At 66.6% G+C, this 25113-nt stretch carries 21 protein-coding genes and 1 pseudogene; 16 read left to right on the top strand and 6 right to left on the bottom strand.

Annotated elements, in window-relative coordinates:
• Positions 1–455: 455 nt before the first annotated feature.
• Entirely contained in the window at positions 456–620 is a 165-nt protein-coding gene (locus MTY59_RS06040; protein WP_221044868.1) for a hypothetical protein, read from the top strand.
• A gap of 321 nt (positions 621–941) precedes the next feature.
• On the opposite strand, the gene MTY59_RS06035 is transcribed toward MTY59_RS06040, so the two are convergent.
• Together MTY59_RS06035 and MTY59_RS06030 are read right to left on the bottom strand one after the other, a co-directional pair.
• The gene (locus MTY59_RS06035; RefSeq protein ID WP_221044867.1) at positions 942–1280 is read right to left on the bottom strand and encodes a hypothetical protein; all 339 of its coding nucleotides are present in this window, start codon (positions 1278–1280) and stop codon (positions 942–944) included.
• Positions 1281–1654: 374 nt separating this feature from the next.
• Positions 1655–2029 carry a hypothetical protein gene (locus MTY59_RS06030; RefSeq protein ID WP_221044866.1) on the bottom strand — a complete coding sequence of 125 codons (375 nt, stop codon included), beginning with the start codon at positions 2027–2029 and terminating at the stop codon, positions 1655–1657.
• Between the two features lie 1251 nt (positions 2030–3280).
• Between MTY59_RS06030 and MTY59_RS06025 the strand changes: the two genes are divergently transcribed.
• A complete protein-coding gene (locus MTY59_RS06025) occupies positions 3281–4297 on the top strand; it encodes a hypothetical protein (protein WP_221044865.1) in 1017 nt (338 codons plus the stop codon).
• A gap of 769 nt (positions 4298–5066) precedes the next feature.
• Here the strand turns inward: MTY59_RS06025 and MTY59_RS06020 are convergent.
• On the bottom strand, positions 5067–6218 hold the full coding sequence (locus tag MTY59_RS06020; RefSeq protein ID WP_221044864.1) for an acyl-CoA dehydrogenase family protein: 1152 nt from the start codon (positions 6216–6218) through the stop codon (positions 5067–5069).
• A gap of 326 nt (positions 6219–6544) precedes the next feature.
• Here MTY59_RS06020 and MTY59_RS06015 point away from each other — a divergent pair, with 326 nt between their 5' ends.
• The 3 genes from MTY59_RS06015 to MTY59_RS06005 are packed head-to-tail and all read left to right on the top strand — an operon-like array spanning position 6545 to position 10133.
• A complete protein-coding gene (locus MTY59_RS06015; RefSeq protein WP_221044863.1) occupies positions 6545–7570 on the top strand; it encodes a MaoC family dehydratase in 1026 nt (341 codons plus the stop codon).
• 53 nt (positions 7571–7623) lie between these two features.
• Complete coding sequence (locus MTY59_RS06010) at positions 7624–8829, top strand: CoA transferase (RefSeq protein WP_250160727.1); 1206 nt, start codon at positions 7624–7626, stop codon at positions 8827–8829.
• Complete coding sequence (locus tag MTY59_RS06005) at positions 8823–10133, top strand: amidohydrolase family protein (protein WP_221044862.1); 1311 nt, start codon at positions 8823–8825, stop codon at positions 10131–10133. The genes MTY59_RS06010 and MTY59_RS06005 overlap by 7 nt, the downstream gene beginning before the upstream one ends.
• 6 nt (positions 10134–10139) lie before the next feature.
• On the opposite strand, the gene MTY59_RS06000 is transcribed toward MTY59_RS06005, so the two are convergent.
• The gene (locus tag MTY59_RS06000) at positions 10140–11039 is read right to left on the bottom strand and encodes an alpha/beta hydrolase (RefSeq protein ID WP_221044861.1); all 900 of its coding nucleotides are present in this window, start codon (positions 11037–11039) and stop codon (positions 10140–10142) included.
• Between the two features lie 178 nt (positions 11040–11217).
• Between MTY59_RS06000 and MTY59_RS05995 the strand changes: the two genes are divergently transcribed.
• From MTY59_RS05995 to MTY59_RS05955, 9 genes are all read left to right on the top strand, one after another.
• Entirely contained in the window at positions 11218–11955 is a 738-nt protein-coding gene (locus MTY59_RS05995) for an alpha/beta fold hydrolase (protein WP_250160846.1), read from the top strand.
• Positions 11956–12111: 156 nt separating this feature from the next.
• On the top strand, positions 12112–14217 hold the full coding sequence (locus tag MTY59_RS05990) for a molybdopterin oxidoreductase family protein (protein WP_221044859.1): 2106 nt from the start codon (positions 12112–12114) through the stop codon (positions 14215–14217).
• 3 nt (positions 14218–14220) lie between these two features.
• Entirely contained in the window at positions 14221–14574 is a 354-nt protein-coding gene (locus MTY59_RS05985) for a molybdopterin oxidoreductase (RefSeq protein ID WP_221044858.1), read from the top strand.
• An 18-nt stretch (positions 14575–14592) separates the two neighbouring features.
• Positions 14593–17106: a nitrite reductase large subunit NirB gene (gene nirB, locus MTY59_RS05980; RefSeq protein ID WP_221044857.1), complete on the top strand. Its 2514-nt coding sequence runs from the start codon at positions 14593–14595 to the stop codon at positions 17104–17106.
• Positions 17103–17426, top strand: coding sequence for a Rieske (2Fe-2S) protein (locus tag MTY59_RS05975; RefSeq protein WP_221044856.1), 324 nt, complete (start codon positions 17103–17105; stop codon positions 17424–17426). Before nirB ends, MTY59_RS05975 begins: the two co-directional genes overlap by 4 nt.
• 191 nt (positions 17427–17617) lie before the next feature.
• Positions 17618–18271, top strand: coding sequence for a class I SAM-dependent methyltransferase (locus MTY59_RS05970; RefSeq protein WP_221044855.1), 654 nt, complete (start codon positions 17618–17620; stop codon positions 18269–18271).
• 168 nt (positions 18272–18439) lie between these two features.
• Positions 18440–19645: an alpha/beta hydrolase gene (locus tag MTY59_RS05965; RefSeq protein ID WP_221044854.1), complete on the top strand. Its 1206-nt coding sequence runs from the start codon at positions 18440–18442 to the stop codon at positions 19643–19645.
• A 44-nt stretch (positions 19646–19689) separates the two neighbouring features.
• Positions 19690–21099: a WS/DGAT/MGAT family O-acyltransferase gene (locus tag MTY59_RS05960; protein WP_221044853.1), complete on the top strand. Its 1410-nt coding sequence runs from the start codon at positions 19690–19692 to the stop codon at positions 21097–21099.
• Between the two features lie 118 nt (positions 21100–21217).
• The gene (locus MTY59_RS05955) at positions 21218–22012 is read left to right on the top strand and encodes a crotonase/enoyl-CoA hydratase family protein (protein ID WP_415823237.1); all 795 of its coding nucleotides are present in this window, start codon (positions 21218–21220) and stop codon (positions 22010–22012) included.
• Between the two features lie 7 nt (positions 22013–22019).
• Here MTY59_RS05955 and MTY59_RS05945 read toward each other — a convergent pair whose 3' ends face one another.
• Positions 22020–22724: an MIP/aquaporin family protein gene (locus MTY59_RS05945; protein ID WP_284145685.1), complete on the bottom strand. Its 705-nt coding sequence runs from the start codon at positions 22722–22724 to the stop codon at positions 22020–22022.
• A 61-nt stretch (positions 22725–22785) separates the two neighbouring features.
• Positions 22786–22953: pseudogene (locus MTY59_RS27910) on the bottom strand (aquaporin); the annotation flags it as partial.
• Positions 22954–23276: 323 nt separating this feature from the next.
• On the opposite strand from MTY59_RS27910, the gene MTY59_RS05940 reads away from it, so the two are divergent.
• Together MTY59_RS05940 and MTY59_RS05935 are read left to right on the top strand one after the other, a co-directional pair.
• Positions 23277–24794, top strand: a complete 1518-nt coding sequence (locus MTY59_RS05940) for a class I adenylate-forming enzyme family protein (RefSeq protein ID WP_221044850.1) — start codon at positions 23277–23279, stop codon at positions 24792–24794.
• Positions 24795–24814: 20 nt separating this feature from the next.
• The gene (locus MTY59_RS05935) at positions 24815–25111 is read left to right on the top strand and encodes a hypothetical protein (protein WP_085291151.1); all 297 of its coding nucleotides are present in this window, start codon (positions 24815–24817) and stop codon (positions 25109–25111) included.
• The last annotated feature ends 2 nt before the right edge of the window (positions 25112–25113 follow it).

Genomic DNA, 25113 nt, shown 5'->3' with positions numbered 1-25113 from the left:
CACGATAGACCAACAGCCAAGCGCCGCGGCAGCAATGGCGGTTGGGAAGTCGCTGCACGCCTGATGGTTCGTACGGCGGTCGTCATTTGCGCTACCGCGGCTTTGAGGCTTGTGTCGTGGTTCGTGGGCGTCCGCTCCACAGGGTCGGGCACTGTGGTGTTGAGGTAGCGAGTGCGGAGTCGCTGGACCCTCAACCTTTTCGGCGTGGCGCCAAGAGGAGCCGTTCCGCACTTGATCCGCCCGTTACCTGGTTGCGCTGGCTTAAGGCTGTCGTTCACCGCAATGTCGTCCATGAGTGATATCAGTGATCTCGCTGTCCCTGGGGCCCTTTGTCTTACAGAAAGCCACCACCGAGATCCGGTCAGAGCAACCTCTCTGTTAGACGGTTCCCCGACGCTGTGCTGATCCTTCAGCATTGCACCGACCTCGGTGTCTTGCTCTTCTGATCTTGAGATGTGAAGTTCCTGCGGGTGGTGCTGTCTGCTTTGTTTCTGGAACACTCGCTGAGCAATGCGGTGGCTGGTGAAGCGGCCGCAAATGCGGCTGTGTCCTCTTCTCATGACGCCCTTTCGGTGCCGCGACGCTGGCTCGGCCAGCCAAATGCCATCTCTCACAGCTGACGATGACAGGACGGCCGCCCCTGTGGTATCAGTCAATCGGATGAATCCGGCAGCCTGACGGCACCAAACGAAATTCCTGGAATCAGACACGGTGCCTCGTCGTCGTGAAATTCTTGCGACGCGCGGTATGCGTGTTGGGGTGCTGCCGGATAGCGATGTGGCGCTTACGCCAATCGCTGGTGCTGAGCAGTGACGCCGGCCCTTCCGCCGGCAATACCGTCTGCGCCTCAGATTGTTGGGCTCGGGTCTCGCTAACTCACGGATTCGGCTGGCATCCATGCTTTTCTGGTTCCTGTCGGAGTTTGTCGGTTCGGTAGGTAATCAACCGTTCTGCATGCGGGCCAGGATGAGGGTGGCTACTTGGGTGGAGTTGTGCTGGTCACCGTTTGGTGCCACCTGGACGCTGATCGCACGTTGCGCGTCTACCTTGACGATCAGCAGGTTGAGCGCCTGACCTGAGGTAGCGGTGGTGAGTAGCTTGGCGTCGACCCCGAGTCCTGGCACGTCGGTGATGTTGGCCCGGCCGGCTTCGTTGGTGAGTTCATGGTCGAAGCCGCCTGCGCCAATGGTGCTGACTGCGACGAATGTCTTGGCGCTGAAGGCGTTTTCGCCGTTGTTATAGGTGCAGCCGGAAGAGCCGCGATCGACCTCCGAGCTCACATGCACTCCGGACGCTTCGGCGATCTCTTGCGGGTACGCGTAGCGGCAGCCGTTGGTTGGGAACGGATGCGGCCATCGGTCTCCCCCCGGGGGCGGTGAGGGAGTCGGAGCGAACCGAGTCACCGACGTTTGTGCGGGGGAAGGAGCCTGGCCCCGAACACTATTCGGCGTTGCGCATCCCGCGGCCCCGCTCGCGACGGCCATAAGGGTGACAATCGTGGCACCCGACTTGTGTCCCAGCCGCATGGATCTCCTCCTGTGGGGCGTCATCATCAGGACACCGCGTTCGTAGGTATATCGAGAGGTTCCTGGGGAAGTGAGGGGCTCAGTGGCATCTTCATACCTTCGGCTGACACCGCGCCAGGCGAACACGCCTAATTTGTCTTGAAATTCGACCACGCGACGCCCCGGTCGATCGTCGAGCCAGGATTGCTAGCGCAGTAGTGGGTGACCTCGTCAGAGGCTACAGTGACGTTCATGACGTGATCGCCCGCGGCGGCGTCGTAATGATGATTGCCGCCGGGGTTGACACCGTGTCCCAGCAGCAGATCGCTCACTGCGCGCGTGTTTTCGGTGTACTGCGCGGGGTTCGTATTCACCGAGTTGTAGGTGGAGCAACTCATCGATGATCCGACGCTGCCGGTGCTGTGACCGCATCCTGCGACGGCTGCAGCCACCCCGGTCGCCAACGATAGGGACGCGCCTACTGAAAGCGCCCAGTTTGCGCTCGATCTCGTCTGCGCGGGCATGTTTCAGGTCTCCTTGTGTCTCCCTCGGCATTGTCAGGAACTGGTCTAGCATCGTCGGCCTGCCCGAATCAGCGGATTCGAGTCGATAGCGTGCCGGGGCCGCGATATTCGAACGTTCGGATGACACGAGAGGGAGTCCGTTCGCCGTTGCACAGCCACCGTGACGCAAGGGAAGTGCGCGGGGATAGCTCCAGAAGCGGGGATAGCTCCAGAAGGCGGTGGTCGTGGCGAGCGTCGCCGGGCGGTGGCCGTCCCCGGCGCTCTGGGCGACCGGCTGCGCCACCGTGGTCACCGGACACCGCTCATCAATGCTGTATGACACGTTTCACGTCGGACGCCTGTGGGCTGGTGTGAGGGATCCGCCGCCGGTGTCGACCGGCTTCGCGTCGCCTTGTCGATCGAACGTACGAATCGGCATGCACGCGCGCCCTTTCCGCCAGATCCTGCGGTTAAGTAGCACGCGTGAGGATCCTCGGCACCGCAAGGACACGTCTGATGCGGCGACATGCATGAGGACTAATTCGACCCATAGTCGCGGCGGACAACGAGAGTAAGCACATTCGCATCCTTTACTCATCTGCCGTCGGCTCCAGGAAGGCGGAGAAAGTGAAAAAGTCACTCGGCGTCATCGCGGCGTCAGGATTGATCGGTCTAATTCTCACAGTGGTAGGGCTTGACGGAGCGACGCAAGCCGGGGCTCAGCCCGACAGTCAGTGCCAGGATCCTGCATACACAACGGCCATTGTTTACCCGAACGATGGCCCCTGGGCGCATTCACCGGTCGTAGCGTGCGTCCCGGTAAGCGTTGTCGGACATGATTGTCGGGCACCATTGGGCGAGCCGCACACTCTCCTGTATCCATTGGGTCAGGGGCAGCAGCCCGCATGCCGGAGTATTTACGGACCGCATTAAGGTGCGCAATAGATGCGGATCTCCTGCGTTTTGTGGGTCCCTGGCGTCGAACCCGGCTTACGGATCTCCTGACCGCTGCGCCAAGTTTGACACAGCAGATCGCCGGATGGCAGTGCAGCGTCTCCTGCCGGCAGAGGACTTGTACTGGCTCGAAGCTGCTTGGCCGCCCCCGGAATTCATCCGCTGCCTATCCATCGGCGCGTGCGGCACCCATGGGTGTAGACGACAACGTCGACCGGCCGATCGTGCTGCGACCGGGGTAAGCGGTTATAAGCATTTGGTTCATCTTCTAGAGCTATTGAGAAGCGGGGCTCCAACGCATGAGAGAAAGGAGTGGCGGTGGGTGCTTTGATCGGGATCGGAATCTGGGCATTGGTGGCGTACGTGGTCTATAGGCGATTAAAGCGGACGATGAATCGTCGTCGTCGGGACGGCCAGAAATTTGGATTGATGCCGGCAAATGCAGCGGCAATTCTGGGTGTGCTGGCCATGATCCCGGGTTTCTGGATCTTGAGGGTCGAAGGGTGGAAGGAGACGTTGTCGATTGACATCGCTACCGGACATACATCCAGCACCAGCACCTTCAGTTCCCAATTGGCCAGGGCTGCAGTGTACTTCGTCATCGGTGCCGCCCTACTTCTCGTGGCGAAAGTTCTGGCGGATAAGCAGACCCCCTGGCCGCCGGCGGTTCAGCAACTGATGGAGCGATTGGGACTGGCTCCGTACAGCTCACGTAGCCCATCGCCAATGGCGAACGGCATTCTCAGCGAACGCCCTCACGGGTTACGTCGATTCAACACGCCACCGAACTGGCCTCCGACTCCCGCAGGCTGGGCACCGGGCCCCGGCTGGGAACCAGATCCATCCTGGCCGCCCGCGCCGCCCGGCTGGCAGTTTTGGATCGACGATTCGTCGACACATGCCGAGCCCGGCCACAGCGCTGACATAGCTCCGGTCAAGGTCAGACGAAAGACGGCGCGGGTCAAGCTGGTGATTGGCGCCTGTGCACTCATCGCCGTTTTGCTAGGTGTCTACGTGTGGGCGACGCGGGGAGTGTCTGATCACCAGGTCGAGCGGGCGCTCAAGGCGCGTAGCCAGACGGCATACCTATTCAAAAGCGATGGCAGGCCGCGGTTTCATATCACCTCGAGTACGGAGCCTGAGCCGGGATGGTATGTCGTCAAATTGAAACTCGACGACGTGGATACCGAGGAGGGCACTGTTGTTCTGCAACAGCGGCAAGGCTCATCCGACAAGCAACTCAACGTCATTGCTGGACCGGGGACGGCATTTCCCAATGAATGCGCGTCGTATGTCTTTCCCGCGGCAGTACATAAAATGATCTGCGGCAGCTGATGCCAGCGCTCGTAGCACAGACAGATAATGCCCCAAACGCGCTCAGTGGCCATTCGCTCCGATATGCTGCCGCGGCCTGACCGAGGGATTGTAACGGCATGGGCCCGAACCGACAGACGCTACCGCCGTCACGGCTGGGGCCGAACTGAGAGCAGCACAACCGATTTAGAGGCATTGGCGATTAATCTCCAACGCGCCCCTGTCGTCCGATCGACTGAATTCTGGGTCATGTTGGCTCTCGGGAGGCAGCCTGCTGACCTGCTTCAGGGGCCTTGAACTGCTGATCTATACGGATCTGCCTATCCGTCAAGAAGGTTACGAGCATCAGCTTATCGAGGAGTGGAGCCGGGACACGGGCCGCAGCCCGGCATGACAATGGCTGGTGCTGATCTGCGATTAGTGGCGGTTGATAAGGGGCCCAGGCCCATTCTGTGAGCCTCACACGCCCGAGTTATCCCGGCGTGCGGCGAAGTATCGGAAACCACAGGCACACAAGCGCTTTCACTATTGAGCTGGCATGGTCGCGGTGCACAACATCGGGACTGTTTAGATCGCCGACAGCGGGAAAGGCGTGGTCGAGCTACCACGAGTCTCCGGCCTCCAGGCTAATCTGGCTTTCGATGGGCCGAATATTCTGCATAGTCCCGCTATCAACAGCCAAAAGCCAAATCGTTTGCAGGGCGGTATTCGACCGCACTCGAACAGGCCCGTCCGATTCCGCCGAGCAGGGCGTCCGTCTTTCGCCGGCCGCGAGGTTGGCGGGCCGGGTTCAGATCCCGCCCCGTGTCACCAGTTGCCGGGCGATCACGTTGCGCTGGATCTCGTTGGTGCCTTCGCCGACGATCATCAGCGGCGCGTCGCGGAAGTAGCGTTCGACGTCGTATTCGGTGGAATAACCGTAACCGCCGTGGATTCGCACCGCGTTCAGCGCGATCTCCATGGCGATCTCGGAGGCGAACAGTTTGGCCATCCCGGCTTCCATGTCGCAGCGTTCGCCGCTGTCGTATCGCTCGGCGGCATACCGGGTGAGCTGGCGGGCCGCTGTGAGTTTGGTCGCCATGTCGGCCAGGTAGTTACCGATCGACTGGTGCTGCCAGATCGGCTGGCCGAAGCTCTCCCGCTGCTGGGCGTAGGCCAGCGCGTCTTCCAGCGCGGCGGTGGCGACGCCCAGGGCGCGGGAGGCCACCTGGATGCGTCCCGTTTCGAGCCCCTTCATCATCTGTGAAAAGCCTTCGCCCGCAGCGCCGCCCAGCAACGCCGTGCGGGGCACCCGGAAGCCGTCGAACGACAGCTCGCAGGACTCGATGCCCTTGTAACCCAACTTCGGCAGGTCCCGCGACACCGTCAGGCCCGGCCCGTGCTCGACGAGCACGATGGAGATGCCCTTGTGGCGCGGCGTGGCGTCCGGGTCGGTCTTGCACAACAGCGCGATCAGCCCTGAACGGCGCGCGTTGCTGATCCACGTCTTGGACCCGTTGACCACCAGATGATCGGCGTCGTCGGGGTCGGGCAGCGCGGTGGTCGTCATGTTCTGCAGATCCGAGCCGCCGCCGGGCTCGGTCAGCGCCATGGTGGCGCGCACCTCGCCGCTGGCCATCCGCGGCAGATAGGCCCGCTTCTGGTCCTCGGTGCCGAACAACGTCAGCAGCTTGGCGACCACGGTGTGCCCGCCCATCGCCCCGGCCAGGCTCATCCAGCCCCGCGCCAGTTCCTCGGTGACCCGCACGTAGCACGGCATGGACACCGGCGAACCGCCGTACTCCTCCGGAATGGCCAGACCGTAGATGCCGATCCGCTTCATCTGCTCGATCCACGCCTCGGGGTAGGTGTTGGCGTGCTCGACCTCGCGGATGCCCGGCTTGACGTCGCGGTCGATGAACGCCCGCACCGTGGTGACCAGCATCTCTTCTTCGTCGTTCACCTGTGATCACCCTCCAACCCTGATGGTGACGACCCGCTTCGCCCGGCTTCGCCGCGCTCGCGATCGCCACGTGCCCCGATGGTGACGACCCGCTTCGCCCGGCTTCGCCGCGCTCGCGATCGCCACGTGCCCCGATGGTGACGACCCGCTTCGCCCGGCTTCGCCGCGCTCGCGATCGCCACGTGCCCCGATGGTGACGACCCGCTTCGCCCGGCTTCGCCGCGCTCGCGATCGCCACGTGCCCCGATGGTGACGACCCGCTTCGCCCGGCTTCGCCGCGCTCGCGATCGCCACGAAGTTGACCCTCGATTCCACAGCCTGCCAGCATGGGCGTGGTGACCAGTGACGGGTATGCGGGAATCCGCGAGGGCGGGCCATACTTCGACGACCTCGCGGTGGGGCAGGTGTTCGACTGGGCGCCCTCGATGACGTTGTCGTCCGGGTTGGCGGGTGCGCACCAGGCGATCGTGGGGGACCGCCTGCGTCTGGCACTGGACGCCGATCTGTGCGCGGCGGTGACGGGTCTACCCGCGCCGCTGGCGCATCCAGGGCTGGTGTGCGACGTGGCGATAGGGCAGTCGACGTTGGTGACCCAGCGGGTCAAGGCCAACCTGTTCTATCGCGGCCTGGTGTTCCACCGGTTCCCGGTCATCGGCGATTTGCTCTACACCCGCACCGAAGTGGTTGGGCTGCGGGCGAATTCGCCCAAGCCGGGCCGGGCGCCGACGGGGCTGGCGGCGCTGCGGATGATCACGATCGACCAGGCCGATCAGCTGGTGCTCGACTTCTACCGGTGCGGGATGCTGCCCGCCAGCCCGGATTTCGCGCCCGACGACGCCCCGCACGACGACCTGTCCGCCATCGGCACCGACGTGCCCGGGCCGGCCCACGATCCGACCGCGCAGTGGGACGGTGCGGTGTTCCGCGAGAAGGCGCCCGGTCCGCACTTCGCCGCCGGGCTGGCCGGTTCGGTGTTGCGCAGCACCGCCGACGTGGTCAGCAGCGCTCCCGAACTCGCCCGGTTGACCTTGAATATTGCTGCCACGCATCATGATTCGAGGGTCGGCGGGCGGCGGCTGGTGTACGGCGGGCACACCATCGGCCTGGCGCTCGCGCAGGCGAGCAGGCTGCTGCCCAATCTGGTGACGGTCCTGAACTGGCAATCCTGCGATCACACCGGGCCCGTGCACGAAGGCGACACCCTGTACAGCGAGCTGCACATCGAATCCGCCGAGCCGACCGATCACGGCGGCGTGCTGGGGCTGCGGTCGCTGGTGTACGCGGTCAGCGATACCGCCGGTGAGCCGGACCGTCCGGTGCTTGACTGGCGGTTTCACGCGCTGCAGTTCTGAGCCCCGGGTTTGCCGCTTGCCGCGGCACCGCGGGCCGCGCGCACAATGGGGGCGTGAGTTCGGCTTCGTCAGTGGGGGAGTCCCAGCAGGTCAAGGAGTGGGGGAGCAGCGGGCTGGCCTACTTGACCGGCCTGCCCGACGGTCCCGCCGACTTCTCCCGCGCCCACGTGCTGACCCGCGCGCGCGACGTCGCCGCAGCCACCGGTGACCGGTTGGGCGTCGACATCGACGCGGCGAGCCTGTTGACGGGGCGGGCCGCCATGCTGGGGTTGACGCGCGGCGGCCGGGTGTCGCCGGGCGGCGGCACCCGCCTGCTCGTCGCCCGCGATGGCTGCTGCGCGCTCACCCTCTCGCGCGCCGACGACCTCGACGCCGTGCCGGCGCTGCTGCAGGCCGATGAGATAGCCGCCGACCCGTGGCCGGCGCTGCAACGCTGGGCCGCCGGCCGCCCAGTGGCCGAGATCGTCGACCGGGCGGGGCTGCTGGACATTCCTGCGGCGGGACTGGGCGAGGCCGCACCCACGCCGGCGCGGATAGACGCGAAAGGATCGCGGGCGACGCCGCGGGCACCGCGGGGTCTGCTGGTGGCCGACCTGTCCTCGATGTGGGCGGGCCCGCTGTGCGGGCAGCTGCTCGCCCGGGCCGGCGCGACCGTCGTCAAGGTCGAAAGTCCGCGCCGCCCGGATGGCACCCGGGGCGGGGATCGGACATTCTTCGACTGGGTCAACGGCGAAAAGCTCAGTTATGAACTGGATTTCGACGGCCAAGCCGACGAACTGGGTGAACTGGTCGCGGTCAGCGACGTCGTCATCGAGGGCTCGCGCCCGGCGGCGCTGGCGCGCCGAGGGCTCGGGCCCGACGACGTCGCGCCGCGCGCGGGGCGAATCTGGTTGCAGATCACCGGGTATGACGGCCTGCGGCCGGGATTCGGCGACGACACCGCGGTGGCCGGTGGCCTGGTCGGCACCAGCGCCGAGGGACCGGTGTTCTGCGGTGACGCCATCGCCGACCCACTGAGCGGGCTGGAAGCCGCGCTGGCGGTGGCCGAATCGTTGGGTCGCGGCGGCGGCGAGCTGATCCGGGTATCCATGGCCGGGGTCGCCGCGACCTACGCGGCGCTGCCGGTCGAGCCGTCGCCATCGCCGGCGCCGGTGTCGGCACCGGCGGCCCCGCCCGCACCGCGTCCGGCCTCCGGGCCGGGCGCCGACAACGAGGCGGTGCGCCGCCTGGTCGCCCAAAGACGGGTGCTGTCATGCTGATTCAGCGCGCCACCTTGCTGGACGGCACCACGACAGACATCAGGGTAGGCGCGCTGATCGAGGAGATGGCGCCGGGCGAGGGGCTGGTGCCGCGGGCGGGGGAGGGCGTGCTGTACGCGGGCGGCGGCGCCGTCCTGCCCGGGCTGCACGACCACCATGTGCACCTGCGCTCGGCGGCCTCGGCGCTGGATTCGTTTCTCGTCGGACCGCCCGGGGTCAGCACCGAGTCGCAGCTCACCCGATTGCTGACGAACGCCACACCGGGGCCCGACGGCTGGATTCGCGCTGTGGGCTACCACGATTCGGTTGCGGGGGAACTCGATCGGGGCGCCCTCGACGCCATCGTTCCGCACATTCCGGTGCGCATCCAGCACCGCAGTGGGGCGCTGTGGATCCTGAATTCCGAGGCGCTGGGCCGGGTCGGCCTGGCCGAACACCCCGACGGGCGGCTGCGCAGCGCCGACCGCGGCTGGTCGCTGGCGCTGCAGCGGCGCGAAACCGACCTCGCCGAACTGAGCCGCCGGATCACCGCCACCGGTGTCACCGGCGTCACCGACGCAACCCCCGACCTCGATGCCGACGACATGGAGTCGCTGACGACGGCACACGAGCGCGGCGAGTTCCGGCCGCGGCTGAGTTTCCTGTCGCCGGGCAAGAAGATCCTGCACGACGATCGCCTGGACCTCGATGCTCTCACGGAATGGATTGCGCACCAACATGACAACGGGCAACCGGTCGCCATGCACTGCGTGACCGCGGCCCAGCTGGTGGTGACCATCGCGGCCCTGCGCGCGGCCGGCGGCCATCCGCGAGACCGCATCGAGCACGCCGCCGTGGTGCCCGACGACAACCTGGCCGACCTCGCCGAGCTCGGGATCACGGTGGTGACGCAGCCCAACTTCGTCGCCGAGCGCGGCGACCAGTACCTCGCCGAGGTGCCCGCCGCCGAGCACGATCAGTTGTGGCGCGTCGCCTGCCTGCGTGACGCGACGGTGCCCGTCGCGCTGTCCACCGACATGCCCTTCGGCCACGCCGACCCCTGGACGGCGATGCGCGCCGCGGTGCACCGCACCACGCCGCAGGGCGCCGTGCTGGGCCCGCGCGAATGTGTCTCCGCGCGAGAGGCTTTGACGATGTTTCTGGGCCGGGCGGATCAGCCCGGCCGGCCGCGCAGCGTGCAGATCGGGCAGCCGGGCGACCTGTGTGTGCTGAACGAACCGCCCACGATCGCACTGGAAGCCCTGGACGCGGGGCTGGTCGCGGCCACCGTCATCGGCGGTGAACTCGTGTACTTCGCGATGTGAGGCGCATCAACCGGTGGGGGCCAGCGCCGCGCGCAGGCTGTCGCACTGGCTGTCGAAAAACCGCCGCGACACTTGGGCTTTCGGCAACACCAGGTCGAAGCCGTGGAAGGCGCCCGAGATGGTTTCGACCTGGCACGGAACCCCGGCGGCGCGAAGGCGTTCGGCGTAGGCCAGGTCTTCGTCGTGGAACAGGTCGTGCGTGCCCACGCCGATCCAGGCCGGCGGCAATCCGCTGAGGTCGTCGCGGCGCCCGGGAACGGCGACCTGCGGGTCGGCATTGCCGAGATACGCCGCCCAGCCGAACCTGTTGCTGCGGTTGTCCCACAGCCGGTAATTCGAGCTCGGCGCGGTGGCCGAACTGCGGTCATCCAGCATGGGGTAGGTCAGCAGCTGAAATGCCGGGCTCACCTCGGCGCGGTCGCGGGCCAGCAGGGCCAGGGCCGCCGCCAGGCCGCCGCCGGCGCTGGCGCCGCCGATCGCGATGCGGTAGCGGTCCACCGAGGGCAGCCCGGCCAACCACATCAGCGCCGAATAGCAATCCTCCAGCGGTGCGGGATACGGATGTTCGGGCGCCAGGCGGTAGTCCACCGACGCGACGGTGACGCCCAGCCGCCTGCTGAACCCACTGCAGAGCTGGTCGTCCTGCTGGGCGGTGCCGATGACGTATCCGCCGCCGTGGATCCACAACAGCGCGGGCGTGGCCGCGGTGGCCCCGGCGGGACGGAACAGCCGAACGCCGGCACCCGAGTCGAGCGTGATCGCCTCGACTCCGGCGACGGGCTTGCCGAGGCGCCCCCGCCACGCGATCCCCGCCCGCATGAGCGGCAGGGTCCGGGGGCCGACGAGCCGGCGCGGGGCGAAGCGGGCAAATCTCTGCAGGTCAGGATGAACATCGTTGTTCGTCACCGGACAAGTATCGCCGACGCGGAAAATCAAAGGACGGGGATGCGCATCTGCCGTGCGACCTACGACGTGAGGAGGCAGCGTGACCGCCCACAACCCATTGCTGAATTCGCGGTCGGTGGATACGGCCCTCGGGACGATCCGGGTTCAGCTGAGTGCGGGCACCGGGCCCGCCATCCTGATGTGGCCCAGCCTGTTGATGACGGGCGACCTGTGGGCCGGCCAGGCCGCGCACTTCGGCGACACCCACCGCCTGGTGCTCATCGACCCGCCCGGCCACGGCGGCAGCGCGCCGCTGCGGGCGATGTTCAGTTTCACCGACTGCGCGCGATGCGTCGTCGACCTGCTGGACGGCCTCGACATCGAGCGGGCCCACTTCGTCGGCAATTCGTGGGGCGGAATGATCGGCGGCACCTTCGCCGCGCTCTATCCCGATCGGCTCGACCGTGCGGTGCTGATGAATTGCACGGCTTCGAAAGCCGGTGTCGCGCAAAAGATGCAGTATGCGGCCCTGGCGCGGTTGGCGACGGCGCTGGGTGAAATCCGGCCGCCGCTGACACGCTCGGCCATCCGCGCTTTCCTGGGGCCGACGACGTTGCGCACCCGCCCGGACGTGGTCGACACCGTGCGGGCCAACGTGCAGTCGGTGAACACCGATTCGGCCCGATGGGCGGTGCGCAGCGTGGTTTCGGCGCGGCCGGACCAGCGCGCACTGCTGGCCCGCGTCACGTCCCCGGTGCTGGTGGTCGCCGGCGCGGAAGACGCCACATTCCCGGTTGCCGAAACCCGCGCCATGGCCGACTCGATCCCAGGCGCGTCCTTCACCGTGCTCGACGGGGTCGCGCACCTCGCGGCGCTGGAGGATCCCGCGCGGGTGAACCAGCTGCTGGACGCGTTTCTGTTCGGACAACGACGGTGAGACAGCGGTAGTCGTCCGGACAATCCACCGAAATACCTCCGAAACACGCACCACGTAGCTTCGGCAGCGAAGGGCCGATCGGGAGGCTACATGGAAGGTCTACATCGCGGGGCCGGCCGAATGCGTGGCGGCCCCGCAGCTGAGTGGTGATCGCCGATGGCGTCGGCGCCGACGAAAACACACTGCCCATACTGTTCGTTGCAGTGCGGGATCAGCCTCCACGCCGTCGGGGGTCAGGTGGCGCTCGCGCCACAGAACGACTTTCCGACCAATCGTGGCGGCTTGTGCGCCAAAGGCTGGACGGCCGCTGACCTACTGGGTCATCCGGAACGCCTGACCCGCCCACTGGTCCGCGACGGACGTGGTTCCCCGCTGCGCCCTGCCACCTGGAACGAGGCACTCGAAAAGGTTGTTGCGGCCTTTCAGAACGCGCAGCGCGATCATGGCCCAGACGCGGCGGGCTGCTTCGGTGGTGGCGGCTTGACCAACGAGAAGGCTTATCAACTGGGCAAGTTCGCGCGCGTTGCGCTGCGCACCTCGGCGATCGACTACAACGGCCGATTCTGCATGTCATCCGCGGCCGCCGCGACGAACCGATCGTTCGGTATCGACCGAGGATTGCCGTTCCCACTGGCTGATATCGCTGGAGCCGACGTGGTCCTGCTGGTTGGCAGCAATCCTGCCGAGACGATGCCCCCGGCAATGCAGTTCTTCGACCAGGGTCGGGCACGCGGTGCCAAGCACATCGTGGTGGATCCTCGGCGCACCGCGACTGCTGCTCGTGCCGATCTGCACCTGCAGCCGGTCCCGGGCACCGACTTGGCTTTGGCCAACGGCATGCTCAATGTCGTTGCCCGCGAAGGCCTTCTCGACGAGAGATATGTCGTCGAGCGCACCAGGGGATTCGAGGCGGTGCGCCGCGCCGTGCGTCTATACTGGCCGGACCGGGTGGAGCGCATAACCGGCGTGCCCGAGAACGACATCGTCACGGCGGCGCGGATGCTGGCCAACGCCGACCGCGCGATGATCCTGACCGCTCGGGGTGCCGAGCAGCACAGTTCCGGCACCGACACGGCGCAAGCGTTCATCAATCTCGCCCTGGCGCTGGGGCTGCCAGGCCGTCCGTACAGCGGCTTCGCGACCATCACGGGACAGGGCAATGGGCAGGGCGGTCGCGAACACGGGCAGAAGTGTGACCAGTTACCGGGTTATCGCAAGCTCGACGATCCTGTCGCTCGGACCCACGTGGCACAGGTGTGGGGCATCAACCCCGCCGATCTGCCGTCTTCGGGACGGTCGGCATACGAGATGCTCAGCGGCATAGGCAGTCCCGGTGGTGTACGGACGCTTTGGGTGCTGGCGTCCAACATCGCGGTGTCCGCACCGAACTCGACGTACGTAGGCGAAAAGCTCGCGGAACTGGATTTCCTGGTAGTGTCCGACATCTTCCTGTCCGAGACCGCTGCGCTGGCCGACGTGGTGCTGCCCACGACGCAGTGGGCCGAGGAGTCGGGCACCATGACGAACCTGGAAGGACGGGTAATTCTGCGCCGGGCGGCGGTCACGCCGCCCGGGGATGTGCGCTCCGATCTGGACGTGATGACCGATCTGGCCAAACGCCTAGGTGCGCAAGGCTTTTCGGCCGAACCCCGAGAAGTGTTCGAAGAACTGTGTCGAGCGAGCCAGGGCGGCAAGGCCGATTACCGCGGAATCAGCTACGAACGGATCGAGGCCCAAAAGGGGGTGTTCTGGCCCTGTCCGTCAGCGCTGTACCCAGACACGCCGCGACTGTTCGTCGAGGACTTCCCCACGCCCGACCGCAGGGCCCACTTCCACGCGACCGAACAACGCGCCGCCGCCGAATTGCCCGATGACGACTACCCGTACTACCTGACGACTGGGCGAGTATTGCGCCAATACCAATCCGGGACCCAAACCCGGCGCGTGGCACAACTTTCCGATGGCGAGTCAGAACCCGTGGCTGAGTTGCATCCCGCACTGGGTCAGCGGATCGGAATCGGTGACGGTGACAAGGTCCGCCTGACCACGCGTCGAGGCGAAGTCGTGATGACAGCCCGCATGGACAGCGGTATCCGGCCCGACACCGTCTTCGCACCGTTTCATTGGGGCGGCGCGGCATGCATCAACCGGCTGACCAATCCGGCACTGGACCCGCAGTCACGCATGCCGTCGTTCAAGGTATGTGCGGTCGCGGTGAGCGCGATTCACGCCGAGCCGAGCATTGCAAAGGAAGGAGATTGACCCATGGGTGACGACAGCATGGCACGATTCTTGCAGGGCGCCTTCGCGTTCGACGGCAAGGGCTACGACGCGCCGGTTCTCCTCGATGCGTCGCTGCGCTACATGGTGCCGGCTGGGGCGATCGCTCAGCCGGTCTATTTCCGGGGCGGCAATAGCACCGACGAGTTGATCACCGTCGTGGTGATGCGTGACGGTGCCCCGATGCGCTACTTCCCGATCGGCGCCAAAGCAGCCGTCCACGTGCCGCTGCGCGTCGTCGAAGACCTGCTCGCCGACACCGTCCTCGAGATTTTCGTCGCCGCGCCGGACGGGCTGAGCGGCACGGTGTTCGTTGACGTCGGCCTGGTCGAGATCTAGTCCCGGCGAGGATCATTCATGACCACACTCATTCAATGTGAGACCAACGGCCACCGTCCGCAGGCCCCGGCTACCCTGGTGGTGGTCGGGAACGGCATGGCGGGAGCGCGGGCGCTCGAGGAAATCATCGCCCGCGGCGGCAGTGAGCGGTTCTCGATCACCGTGTTTGGCGACGAACCCTACGGGAACTACAACCGCATCTTGCTCTCCAACGTGCTGGCAGGCTCCGACGATGCCCGCGAAATCTATCTCAATCCGCTGGATTGGTACGCCGACAACGACATTGACCTGCGGCCAGGGGTGCGAGTGGTGCGCATTGACCCCTTTGCGCACCTGGTGCACGCCGACGACGGCAGCACCGTGCGCTACGACAAGCTGATCCTCGCCACCGGCAGCAGATCGTTCTTCCCGCCGGTGGACGGCATTTGGGTGGACAACAAGACTCTTGCGCCCGGCGTCTTCGGCTTTCGCACACTCGACGACTGCGCAGGCATGATCGGCTTCGCCGAGGGGCGAAGCCGGGCGGCCGTGATCGGGGGTGGTCTCTTGGGTCTGGAGGCCGCCAGAGGCCTGCAGAACCGGGGACTGCAGGTGAGTGTCGTGCAGGGCGGTCCTACATTGATGAATGCTCAACTCGACGATCAAGGGAGCGGCATTTTGCGGCGGCTGGTCGAGGCGCTGGGCATCGAGGTGTGCACGGGTAGGAAAACCACCGGGATGCTCACTCAGGACGGGTTGCCGTCGGCGATCGAGTTCGACGATGGCAGCCGGCTGCACTGCGACATGGTGGTGATGGCGGCAGGCATCCGCCCGAATGTCGGGTTGGCGGTGCGCGCCGGTTTGACTGTCGAACGCGCCATCGTCGCCGACGATCACATGCGGTCGGTCGATGACGGCGACATTTACGTGGTGGGGGAATGCGCGCAGCACCGCGGTCAGGTCTACGGCCTGGTCGCGCCGCTATGGGAGCAGGCCACCGTGCTTGCCGATCACTTGACGGGCGTCAATCCCCGTGCGGCATACCATGGTTCGCGCACTGCAACCAAGCTCAAGGTTGCCGGAGTGGACGTGGCGGCGATGGGCATCAAGAGCCCGGAGCGCGACGACGACGAATTCGTACAGTACTCCGAGCCCCGGCGGGGGGTGTACAAGACCGTCGTGGTGCGCGACGACAAATTGGTCGGGGCGACGCTGGTCGGCGACGTCAGCAAAGTGGCGTTTCTGATGCAGGCCTTCGACCGCGGTCTCCCGCTGCCGCCCGAGCGCGTGTCGCTGATGTTCGACATCGGCGGTGCTCCGGACCAAGCCACCGGGGCGGCCGAATTATCCGACGACGCTCAAGTATGCAACTGCAACGGCGTCGACAAGTCCGCCATCGTGCGGTGCGTCAGAGACGGGCAAACGTCACTCGAGGGCGTGATGTCAGCGACCCGCGCCGGCAAAGGATGCGGGTCCTGCAAGGGCCTGGTCGCGCAGATCGTCGAGTGGGCGGCTGACGGCGCGATTTCGCAGGACGCCGAAGCCAATTGGTACGTGCGGGGGATCCCTTACGAGAAGCCGGAGCTGATGCGCAGGATCCGCGAGCTCGAACTGCACTCGGTGTCGTCTGTTTTCGCCGCGCTGGCGCCGGAGGGCCGCGAGGACGCCGGATCCAAAATGGCCTTGTCCTCGTTGCTGCACATGATGTGGGGCGACGAATTCGTCGACGAGCGCGACGGCCGGTTCATCAACGACCGTGTACACGGCAACATTCAGCGGGACGGAACGTTCTCGGTGGTGCCCCAACTCAAGGGTGGGGTGACCAGCGCCGAGCAACTGCGCAAAATCGCGGACGTCGCCGACAAGTACCGCATCCCGATGATCAAGCTCACCGGCGGCCAGCGCATCGATCTGTTGGGCGTGCGGAAGGAAGACCTCCCGCTGGTGTGGGCCGACCTCGGAATGCCGTCCGGGTATGCGTACGGCAAAAGCTTCCGCACCGTCAAAACCTGTGTGGGAAGCGACTTCTGCCGCTACGGCCTGGGTGATTCGACGGCGCTGGGCATTGCGATCGAGGAGCGCTTCCAAGGCATACCCGCCCCCGGCAAGATGAAGCTGGCGGTGACCGGGTGCCCCCGCAACTGTGCCGAGGCGCTTTGCAAGGACGTCGGCGTGGTGGCGATAGAAGGCGGGCAGTGGCAGATCTACGTCGGCGGCGCCGCCGGTGCACACGTACGCAAGGGCGACCTGTTGACCACTGTGGACACCCCGGACGAGGTGATTGCGCTGACCGGACGCTTCCTGCAGTACTACCGCGAAAACGCCAACTGGCTGGAGCGCAGCTACGACTTCGTCCCGCGGGTGGGTATCGACCGGATTCGGAACGTCGTGGTCTTCGACAGCGACGGCATTGCCGCCGACCTGGACGCGCACATGCAGAAGTCGGTCGACGCGTATCGCGATCCGTGGGCGAATAGCCGAAATGCATTGAATAGCAGTGAATTTCGTTCATCCTTGCCGCTGATCCCGCTGCCCCAGGTGCCGGTGCGATGAGCGACGTCAACCTGGGTCCGGTGGATCAGATTCCGGTCGGACAGGGCCGCACGTTCGTCGTCGACGGCCGGCAGATCGCGGTGTTCCGGTGCCGGGATGGCTCGCTGCGCGCACTTGACGCCGTGTGCCCGCATCGCGGCGGTCCGCTGGCCGATGGGCTCATGGATGCCGATGTCGTCATCTGCCCGCTGCACGGCTTCACCTACCACCTGGCATCGGGACGCGAGGTCGCCAACGGCGGAGCACCGGTCACTGCCTATCCCGTTCATGCCGACGACGGGTTGGTTCACCTGTCGGTCGATGGGAAAGTCCACATCTGACTGAACCGTCCCCCTTCCGGTCCCGTGCACCAGTGCGTTGGATTATCCGACCCAGGATCGGGGTATCGGAGCAATGCTGGCGCACGGGCTTGCTGTCAGCTTGTTGGGTTCGCCGGTACGTCGCCGCAACGTCCCGCACGGGGCCGAGCGCCGCCGCGCCGCCCGATCGGCCAGGACGCGAGGGACGTGGAATGCTTGGGCAACTTTACGATCGGGCACTCGGCGGGGAGCGATGTTGGATCCGGCATGAGGACGGCGAACTGCGGCCACTGCCGGCGCACCGATGGCTTGGTGTGCGATGCCCCGGTGATGGATCTGGCGACGCCTTCGACGAGGTCTTCGACGAAGCCGTCACGCAGATGTGCACCGGGCCGACGATCGAGCTGGGCTGCGGTCCGGGCCGGTTGGTGGCCAGGCTGAGTCAGCGCGGCATCCCCGCACTCGGCATCGACCGGTCCGCGACCGCGATTCAGCTGGCGGGCCGAGGCGGCGCGCCGGCCCTGCTGGGCGACGTGTTCGAGCCGCTGCCGGGTACGGGCCTGTGGCAGACGGTTCTGCTGGTCGACGGCAACGTCGGGCTCGGCGGGGACCCGCGCCGAATCCTGGGACGCGCCTTCGAACTGCTGGCCCGCGGTGGCCGTTGCATCGCCGAATTCGAAGCCGAGGCCATCGGAATCTGTTCGCGATGGGTGCGGCTGGAGGCGGCGGGTGAGGTCGGGCCCTGGTTTCGCTGGGCATCGGTCGGGGTGGACAGCGCCGCCGCGCTGGCCGCACAGGTGGGACTGACGCTGACCAGCGTCAGTCTTGTCGGCGGCCGGGTGATCGCCGACCTGACGGCCAGGTAAGCGTGTCGTCCACAGCAAAATTCACCAAATTCAGCGAACCGCGAAAAACGGTTCAAACAGCGTAAATACCGAGCTCAGCGAGCGGGCCGGGCAAAGCGTTTTCGCCCCGTCCGCCCGTTGTGCGGAAACGTCAGTTTGCGCACCGTCGTGAGGGGTACAGTCCCCACCATGACGGTGCGTGGACCGGGCATTACCGATTGCGTGAAATGGTTGCTGCGGGCCCGCCCCGGTGACTATGCGCTGGCGTTGAGTGTGGCCGGGGCTTCGCTGCCCGTGGTCGGCAAGCACCTTGAGCCCCTGGGCGGTTTGACCGCTATGGGCGTGTGGGGCGCCCGGAACGCGCCCGAGGCGATCTCCGCGGTGACCAAGGACTGGTTCACGCCCGGAATCAACGACGCCCGGCGCCGCGACCGGGAGAGCACCCAGCAGGTTTCCCTGGCCGCGTTGCGCGGGGTCGTGTCGGCCGCGGACCTCGAGATGGACTGGCCGGTCGCCGAGAAGACCCCCCCGATCTGGGACGGCCTGCGCCAGCGCCGCTACCTCTACCGCCGCGCCGTCCACTACGGCGACCACCCCGATCAGGTGCTCGACGTCTGGCGGCGCAAAGACCTGCCCGCGCAGCCCGCGCCGGTCCTGATCTTCCTGCCGGGCGGCGCCTGGGTGCACGGCAAGTGCATGGGTCAGGGATCGGCGCTGATGTCCCGGCTCGCCGAACAGGGATGGGTGTGCCTGGCGGTCAACTACCGCGTCTCGCCGCACCACCGCTGGCCGCGCCACATCATCGACGTCAAGACCGCCATCGCGTGGGCCCGTGCCAACGTCGACAAGTTCGGCGGCGACCGCACTTTCGTTGCGATAGCGGGATGTTCGGCCGGCGGCCACCTGTGCGCGCTGGCCGGGCTGACGCCCGATGACCCGCAGTTCCGGGCGAAGCTGCCCGAGGGCGCGGACACCTCGGTGGACGCCGTCGTCGGGATCTACGGCCGCTACGACTGGGAGGACCGCTCGACGCCGGAGCGCGAACGGTTCGTCGAGTTCCTGGAGCGGGTCGTGGTGAAGAAGTCGATCGCCCGTCGCCCCGAGATCTTCCGCGACGCATCCCCGATCGCGCGCGTGCACCGCAACGCGCCGCCCTTCCTGGTCATTCATGGCAGCAAGGACACCGTCATCCCCGTCGAGCAGGCGCGCAGCTTCGTCGAGCGGCTGCGGGGGGTGTCGCATTCGATGGTCGGTTACCTCGAATTCCCCGGGGCCGGCCATGGTTACGACCTCATCGACGGCGAGCGTGCCGGCGCGGCCGCGCACGTCGCCTCGCTGTTCCTCAGCCAGATCTACCGGACCAAGACACGCGTCGGGGCAAAAGAGGTTATCTGAAGCGGCGCCGCTGAGTATGGTCCGTCTATGGGCAAGGGGCAGCGGTGAAGAGGCTTAGCGGGTGGGACGCCGTACTGCTGTACAGCGAAGCGCCGAATGTGCACATGCACACCATCAAAGCGGCCGTCATCGAACTGGACGCCGATCGGCGCTCACTGAACGTCGACACGTTTCGTGAAGTCATCGCCGGGCGGCTGAACAAGCTCGATCCGTTCTGCTACCAGCTCGTCGAGGTGCCGTTCAGTTTCCACCACCCGATGTGGCGGGAGAACTGCGAGCTCGACCTGGACTATCACATCCGCCCCTGGCGGGTGTCGCCGCCGGGCGGCCGGCGCGAACTGGACGAGGCCATCGGGCAAATCGCCAGCACACAGCTCGACCGCAGCCGCCCGCTATGGGAGATGTACTTCGTGGATGGCTTGGCCGACAACCGGATTGCCGTCGTCGGCAAAATTCATCACGCCCTGGCCGACGGCGTCGCCTCGGCGAACTTGATGGCTCGCGGCATGGATCTGCAGCCGGGTCCGGAGGGCAAGGCGTATATGTGCGACCCGGCCCCCACCACACGCCAGCTGATGGCGTCGGCGTTCGCCGACCACATGCGCCATGTCGGGAGCCTGCCGCGCACCATCCGCTACACCGCCCAGGGGCTGGGTAGGGTGCGCCGCAGCGCGCGCAAATTCTCCCCGGAGCTGACGCGGCCGTTCGAACCGCCGCCGACGTTCATGAACCACAAGATCACCCCGGAACGCCGGTTCGCCACCGCAACGCTGGCGCTGGCCGATGTCAAGGAGACCGGCAAGCGACTCGGGGCAACGATCAACGACATGGTGCTGGCCATGGCGTCCGGCGCGTTGCGCACCCTGCTGTTGCGGTACGACGGCACGGCCGTGCCGCTGCTGGCGTCGGTGCCGATGAGTTTCGACTTTTCGCCCGAACGGATCTCCGGCAATCGGTTCACCGGTGTGCTGGTGGGTCTGCCGACCGATTCCGACGATCCGCTGGAGCGGGTGCGGTGCAGCCACGAGAACGCCATCGCCGCCAAGGAAAGCAACCAGCTGATGGGGCCGGAGCTGGTCAGCCGGTGGGCGGCCTACATGCCCCCCGCGCCCACCCAGGCCTTCTTCCGCTGGGCGTCCGGGCGCGACGGGCACAACAAGCTCCTCAACCTGAACATCTCCAATGTGCCCGGCCCCCGGGAACGCGGCCGGGTGGGCGGCGCGCTGGTCACCGAGATCTATTCGGTCGGCCCGCTGACCGCCGGCAGCGGCCTGAACATCACCGTGTGGAGTTATGTCGATCAGCTCAACATCTCGGTGCTCTCCGACGGGTCCACGCTCGAGGACCCGCACGAGGTTTCCGAGGCCATGGTCGCCGACTTCATCGAAATCCGCAGGGCTGCAGGGCTTTCCGAGAAACTGACGGTCGTCGAGACCGCGATGGCGCCAGTGTGATCGGCCCCGCTCGGCAAGGAATCGCCTTCGGCGGTAAGCGGGATCTCGGGGGACGTTAACGCCATTTCCGCCGACCGTTACCATCGGTCCGACAGCAGCCACCCCTACCGAAGGAGCTGTGCGGCACGTGAGCACTGGGAACGACGAAGCCAACGAACCCGAAGTTCTGGTCGAACAACGGGATCGAATCCTCATCATCACGATCAACCGGCCGAAGGCCAAGAACGCGGTGAACTCCGCGGTGGCCAACGGCCTGGCCGCCGCCGTTGATCGGCTCGACAATGAGACCGGCCTCTCGGTGGGCATCCTCACCGGGGCGGGCGGCTCGTTCTGCGCGGGCATGGATCTCAAGGCCTTCGCCCGCGGCGAGCTTCCCATCGTCGAGGGCCGCGGCATGGGCTTCACCGAACGTCCGCCGGTCAAGCCGCTGATCGCGGCGGTCGAGGGTTACGCGCTGGCCGGTGGCACCGAGCTGGCGCTGGCCACCGACCTGATCGTGGCTTCGAAGGACTCGGCATTCGGCATTCCGGAGGTCAAGCGTGGCCTGGTCGCCGGCGGCGGCGGGCTGCTGCGGCTACCGCAGCGCATCCCGTCCGCGATCGCCATGGAACTGGCACTGACCGGTGAAAACCTGAGCGCCGAGCGGGCGCACGCGCTGGGCATGGTCAACGTGCTGGCCGACCCGGGCGGCGCGCTGGACGCCGCGATCGAACTGGCCGAAAAGATCGCGGCGAACGGGCCGCTCGCGGTGGCCGCCACCAAGCGGATCATCGTGGAGTCCCGCGGCTGGAGCCCCGAGGAGATGTTCGCCGAGCAGAACAAGCTGCTGACTCCGGTGTTCTCCTCCAACGACGCCAAGGAGGGCGCCATCGCCTTCGCGGAGAAGCGCCCACCCAAGTGGACGGGCACCTGATACGCCGCTAGGCGGCCCGATCCTCTTCTGCCGCTGGGCTTTCCGCGTCCGCGCTGTCCTCGGCGGTGACGGGGCCGGCCACCCTTGACGCGGCATCGGTGGTCGGCAGCGGGGCCAGGCCCGGCTCCGGGGTCAGCAGCATGATCGCGCGCGCATCCAGCACGTGGCCGATGAAGAAGTCGTAGAGGAAGATGCCGATCACGGCGCCGGCCAGCGGGCCGACGATCGGGATCCACCAATACTGCGTGGTCCCGCCGTAATCACCGGAGAAGGCCAGCTTCCCCCAGCCCATGAAGTAGGTGAATACGCGCGGACCCAGGTCGCGGGCGGGGTTGAGTGCGTAGCCGGCGTTGGTGCCGTACGAGCATCCGATCACCGCGACGACGAAGCCGATGATCAGCGGCGCCATGTTGCCCGCCGGTGCCTGGTTGCGGTGGTCGATCAGCGCGGCGATCAATGCCACCAGGATGGCGGTGCCGACCAGCTGGTCCACCAGCGGTCCCAGGTAGCCACCGTGGAAGTACTGGGCCGGGAACGTCGCGAAGATCGAGTAGGTGTCCTGCGACTCCGGCCTGCTCAGGTGGTTGGCCGTGTTGTAGTTGTCGATGGCCGAGCCGTAGACGGCGTACACCGCCGCAGCAGCGCTGAACGCCCCGAGCAGCTGGGCGATCCAGTACGGAATGACGTTGCGCCAGTCGAACTTTCGCGCCACCGACGAAGGCCAGCGTCACCGCGGGGTTCAGGTGCGCACCGCTGATACCGCCGGCGACGTAGGCCGCGAGCATCACCGCGAATGCCCAGCCGAACACGATGATCAGCCAGTTCGCCGGGCCGAACGGCACCGTCTGCCGGCCCGACCCGGGTAACCCGACGACGTTGAGCGCGCAGGTGCCGAGTCCGAGCAGCAGCAGGATGAAGGTGCCGAAGAACTCGGCGAGCATGGCGCCGGGCAGCCCGGCGCGCAGTCTGGTCATCGCGGAGGCGGTGATCCGGGTCTGTCCTGGAAGGGTTGTCGATGTCGATTCCACGTGGTTCCCAACTAGGCCGGCGGTCTAGGCCGTCGGGCGCCCTGCAACGGCGGCCCGGGCGGAGCTTCGGGGTGGGTTAACCCACCGCCAGCTGCGGGTAAACCTCGCCGGCACGCTCGGGCGATGCGATGGGCTGACGGTGCTGGGCCGCAAGATAGTTGCGTGATCTAAACTACAGTCGGGCATGACACTTTTGGTCAGCTTTGTAACGTGTTGATACCGGAGAAAGATCGAGGATGAGCATTTCGCTGCTGCTCGAGATGGCCGCGTCGGGCGACGCCGAGCGCACCGCGGTGGTGTCTGGAGACCTGCGGCTGACAACGCAACAGCTCAGCGATCTTGCCGACGGCGGCGCGGGCGTGATCACCGGGTCGAACGCCAAGCACGTCGCGTATGTGGGCACCGGCGGCGCGATGCTGCCGGTGCTGATCTTCGCCTCCGCGCGCGCCGGGGTGGCCTTCACGCCGATCAATTACCGGCTCTCCGCCGAGGGGATCCAGGCGTTGATCGAGCGGCTGCCCGAACCGTTGGTGATCGTCGACGGCCGCTACCGCGAGATGGTGGGCGATGTCTCGGACCGGGTGATGGTGTCCGACGACTTTCTGGCCGCTGCCCGCGACGCCGAGCCGGCTGCGGAGTTTCCCGACCCGGACTCCGTCGCGATCGTGCTGTTCACCTCGGGCACCACCTCGCAGCCCAAGGCCGTCGAACTCTCGCACAACAACCTGACCAGTTACGTCACCGGGACCGTCGAATTCGGGGCGGCCTCCGACACCGACGCCGCCCTGATCTGCGTGCCGCCGTACCACATCGCCGGGGTCAGCGCCGCGCTGTCGAACCTGTATGCCGGCCGCAAGATGGTGTACCTGCCGAATTTCGATGCGCAGGAATGGGTTCGGCTGATCAACACCGAGAACGTCACCACCGCCACGGTGGTGCCGACCATGCTGGACCGCATCATCACCGTGCTGGAGAACGGCGACGGGCCGCCCATCGAGCTGCCGTCGCTGCGCAACCTGGCCTACGGCGGCTCCAAGGTGGGGCTGCCGCTGGTCCGCCGCGCGCTCGAGCTGTTGCCCAACGTGGGCTTCGTCAACGCCTACGGCCTGACCGAGACCAGCTCGACGATCGCGGTGCTGACGCCCGACGACCATCGCACGGCGCAGGCGGGGTCGACCGCCGACGTCACCCGCCGGCTGGGATCGGTCGGGCAGGCGGTGGCCGGCATCGAGCTGCAGATCCGCGACGAGGCCGGCAACGTGCTGCCACCGGGTGAGACCGGCGAGCTGTTCGTGCGGGGCGAGCAGGTGTCGGGCCGCTACACCGGGATCGGTTCGGTGCTCGACGAAAATGGCTGGTTCCCCACCAAGGACATCGCCATGCTCGACGACGAGGGCTACCTGTTCATCGGCGGGCGCAGCGACGACACCATCATCCGCGGCGGCGAGAACATCGCGCCCGCCGAGCTGGAAGAGGTCCTGGTCGAACATCCCCACGTGCGTGACGTCGCCGTGGTCGGTGTCGAGGACCCCCAGTGGGGGCAGGCGATCGTCGCGGTCGTGGTGCCGGCGGCGGGCGTGGAGCCCGACCCCGAAGAATTGCGGGAGTTCGTCCGCAAGAGTTTGCGCGGTTCGCGCACCCCCGACGAGGTAGTCTTTCGCGACGAGCTGCCCACCACCGCTACCGGCAAGGTCTTGCGGCGGGAGATCATCCAGACCCTAACTCCGATTGCGCGTCGGACGGCCCAGCAGTAAGCGATCAAGGACGGAAATCAATGATCAAGAACGGAACTCGTCTCGCCAGCCAGGTCTGTGACACGCAGGTGATCGTCGTCAGAAGTGCCGACAGCCTGGACGACCTGCGGTGTGGCGGTGCGCCGATGGTGCCGGTCGGCGGCGAGCGGTCGGGCGAACTGGACCCGGCATTCGCCGACGGCACGGTCATGGGCAAGCGCTACGTCGACGACGCCGGTGCCGAGGTGCTGGTGACAAAGCCGGGCGCGGGCAGCCTGAGCATCGGGCAGACCGCCCTGCAGCTCAAAGAGGTCAAGCCGCTACCGGCCAGCGACTGATC

Source organism: Mycobacterium senriense (assembly GCF_019668465.1).
GTDB lineage: Bacteria > Actinomycetota > Actinomycetes > Mycobacteriales > Mycobacteriaceae > Mycobacterium > Mycobacterium senriense.
Note: the sequence above shows the minus strand (reverse complement) of the source record. Positions and strands in the feature narration are given on the sequence as shown.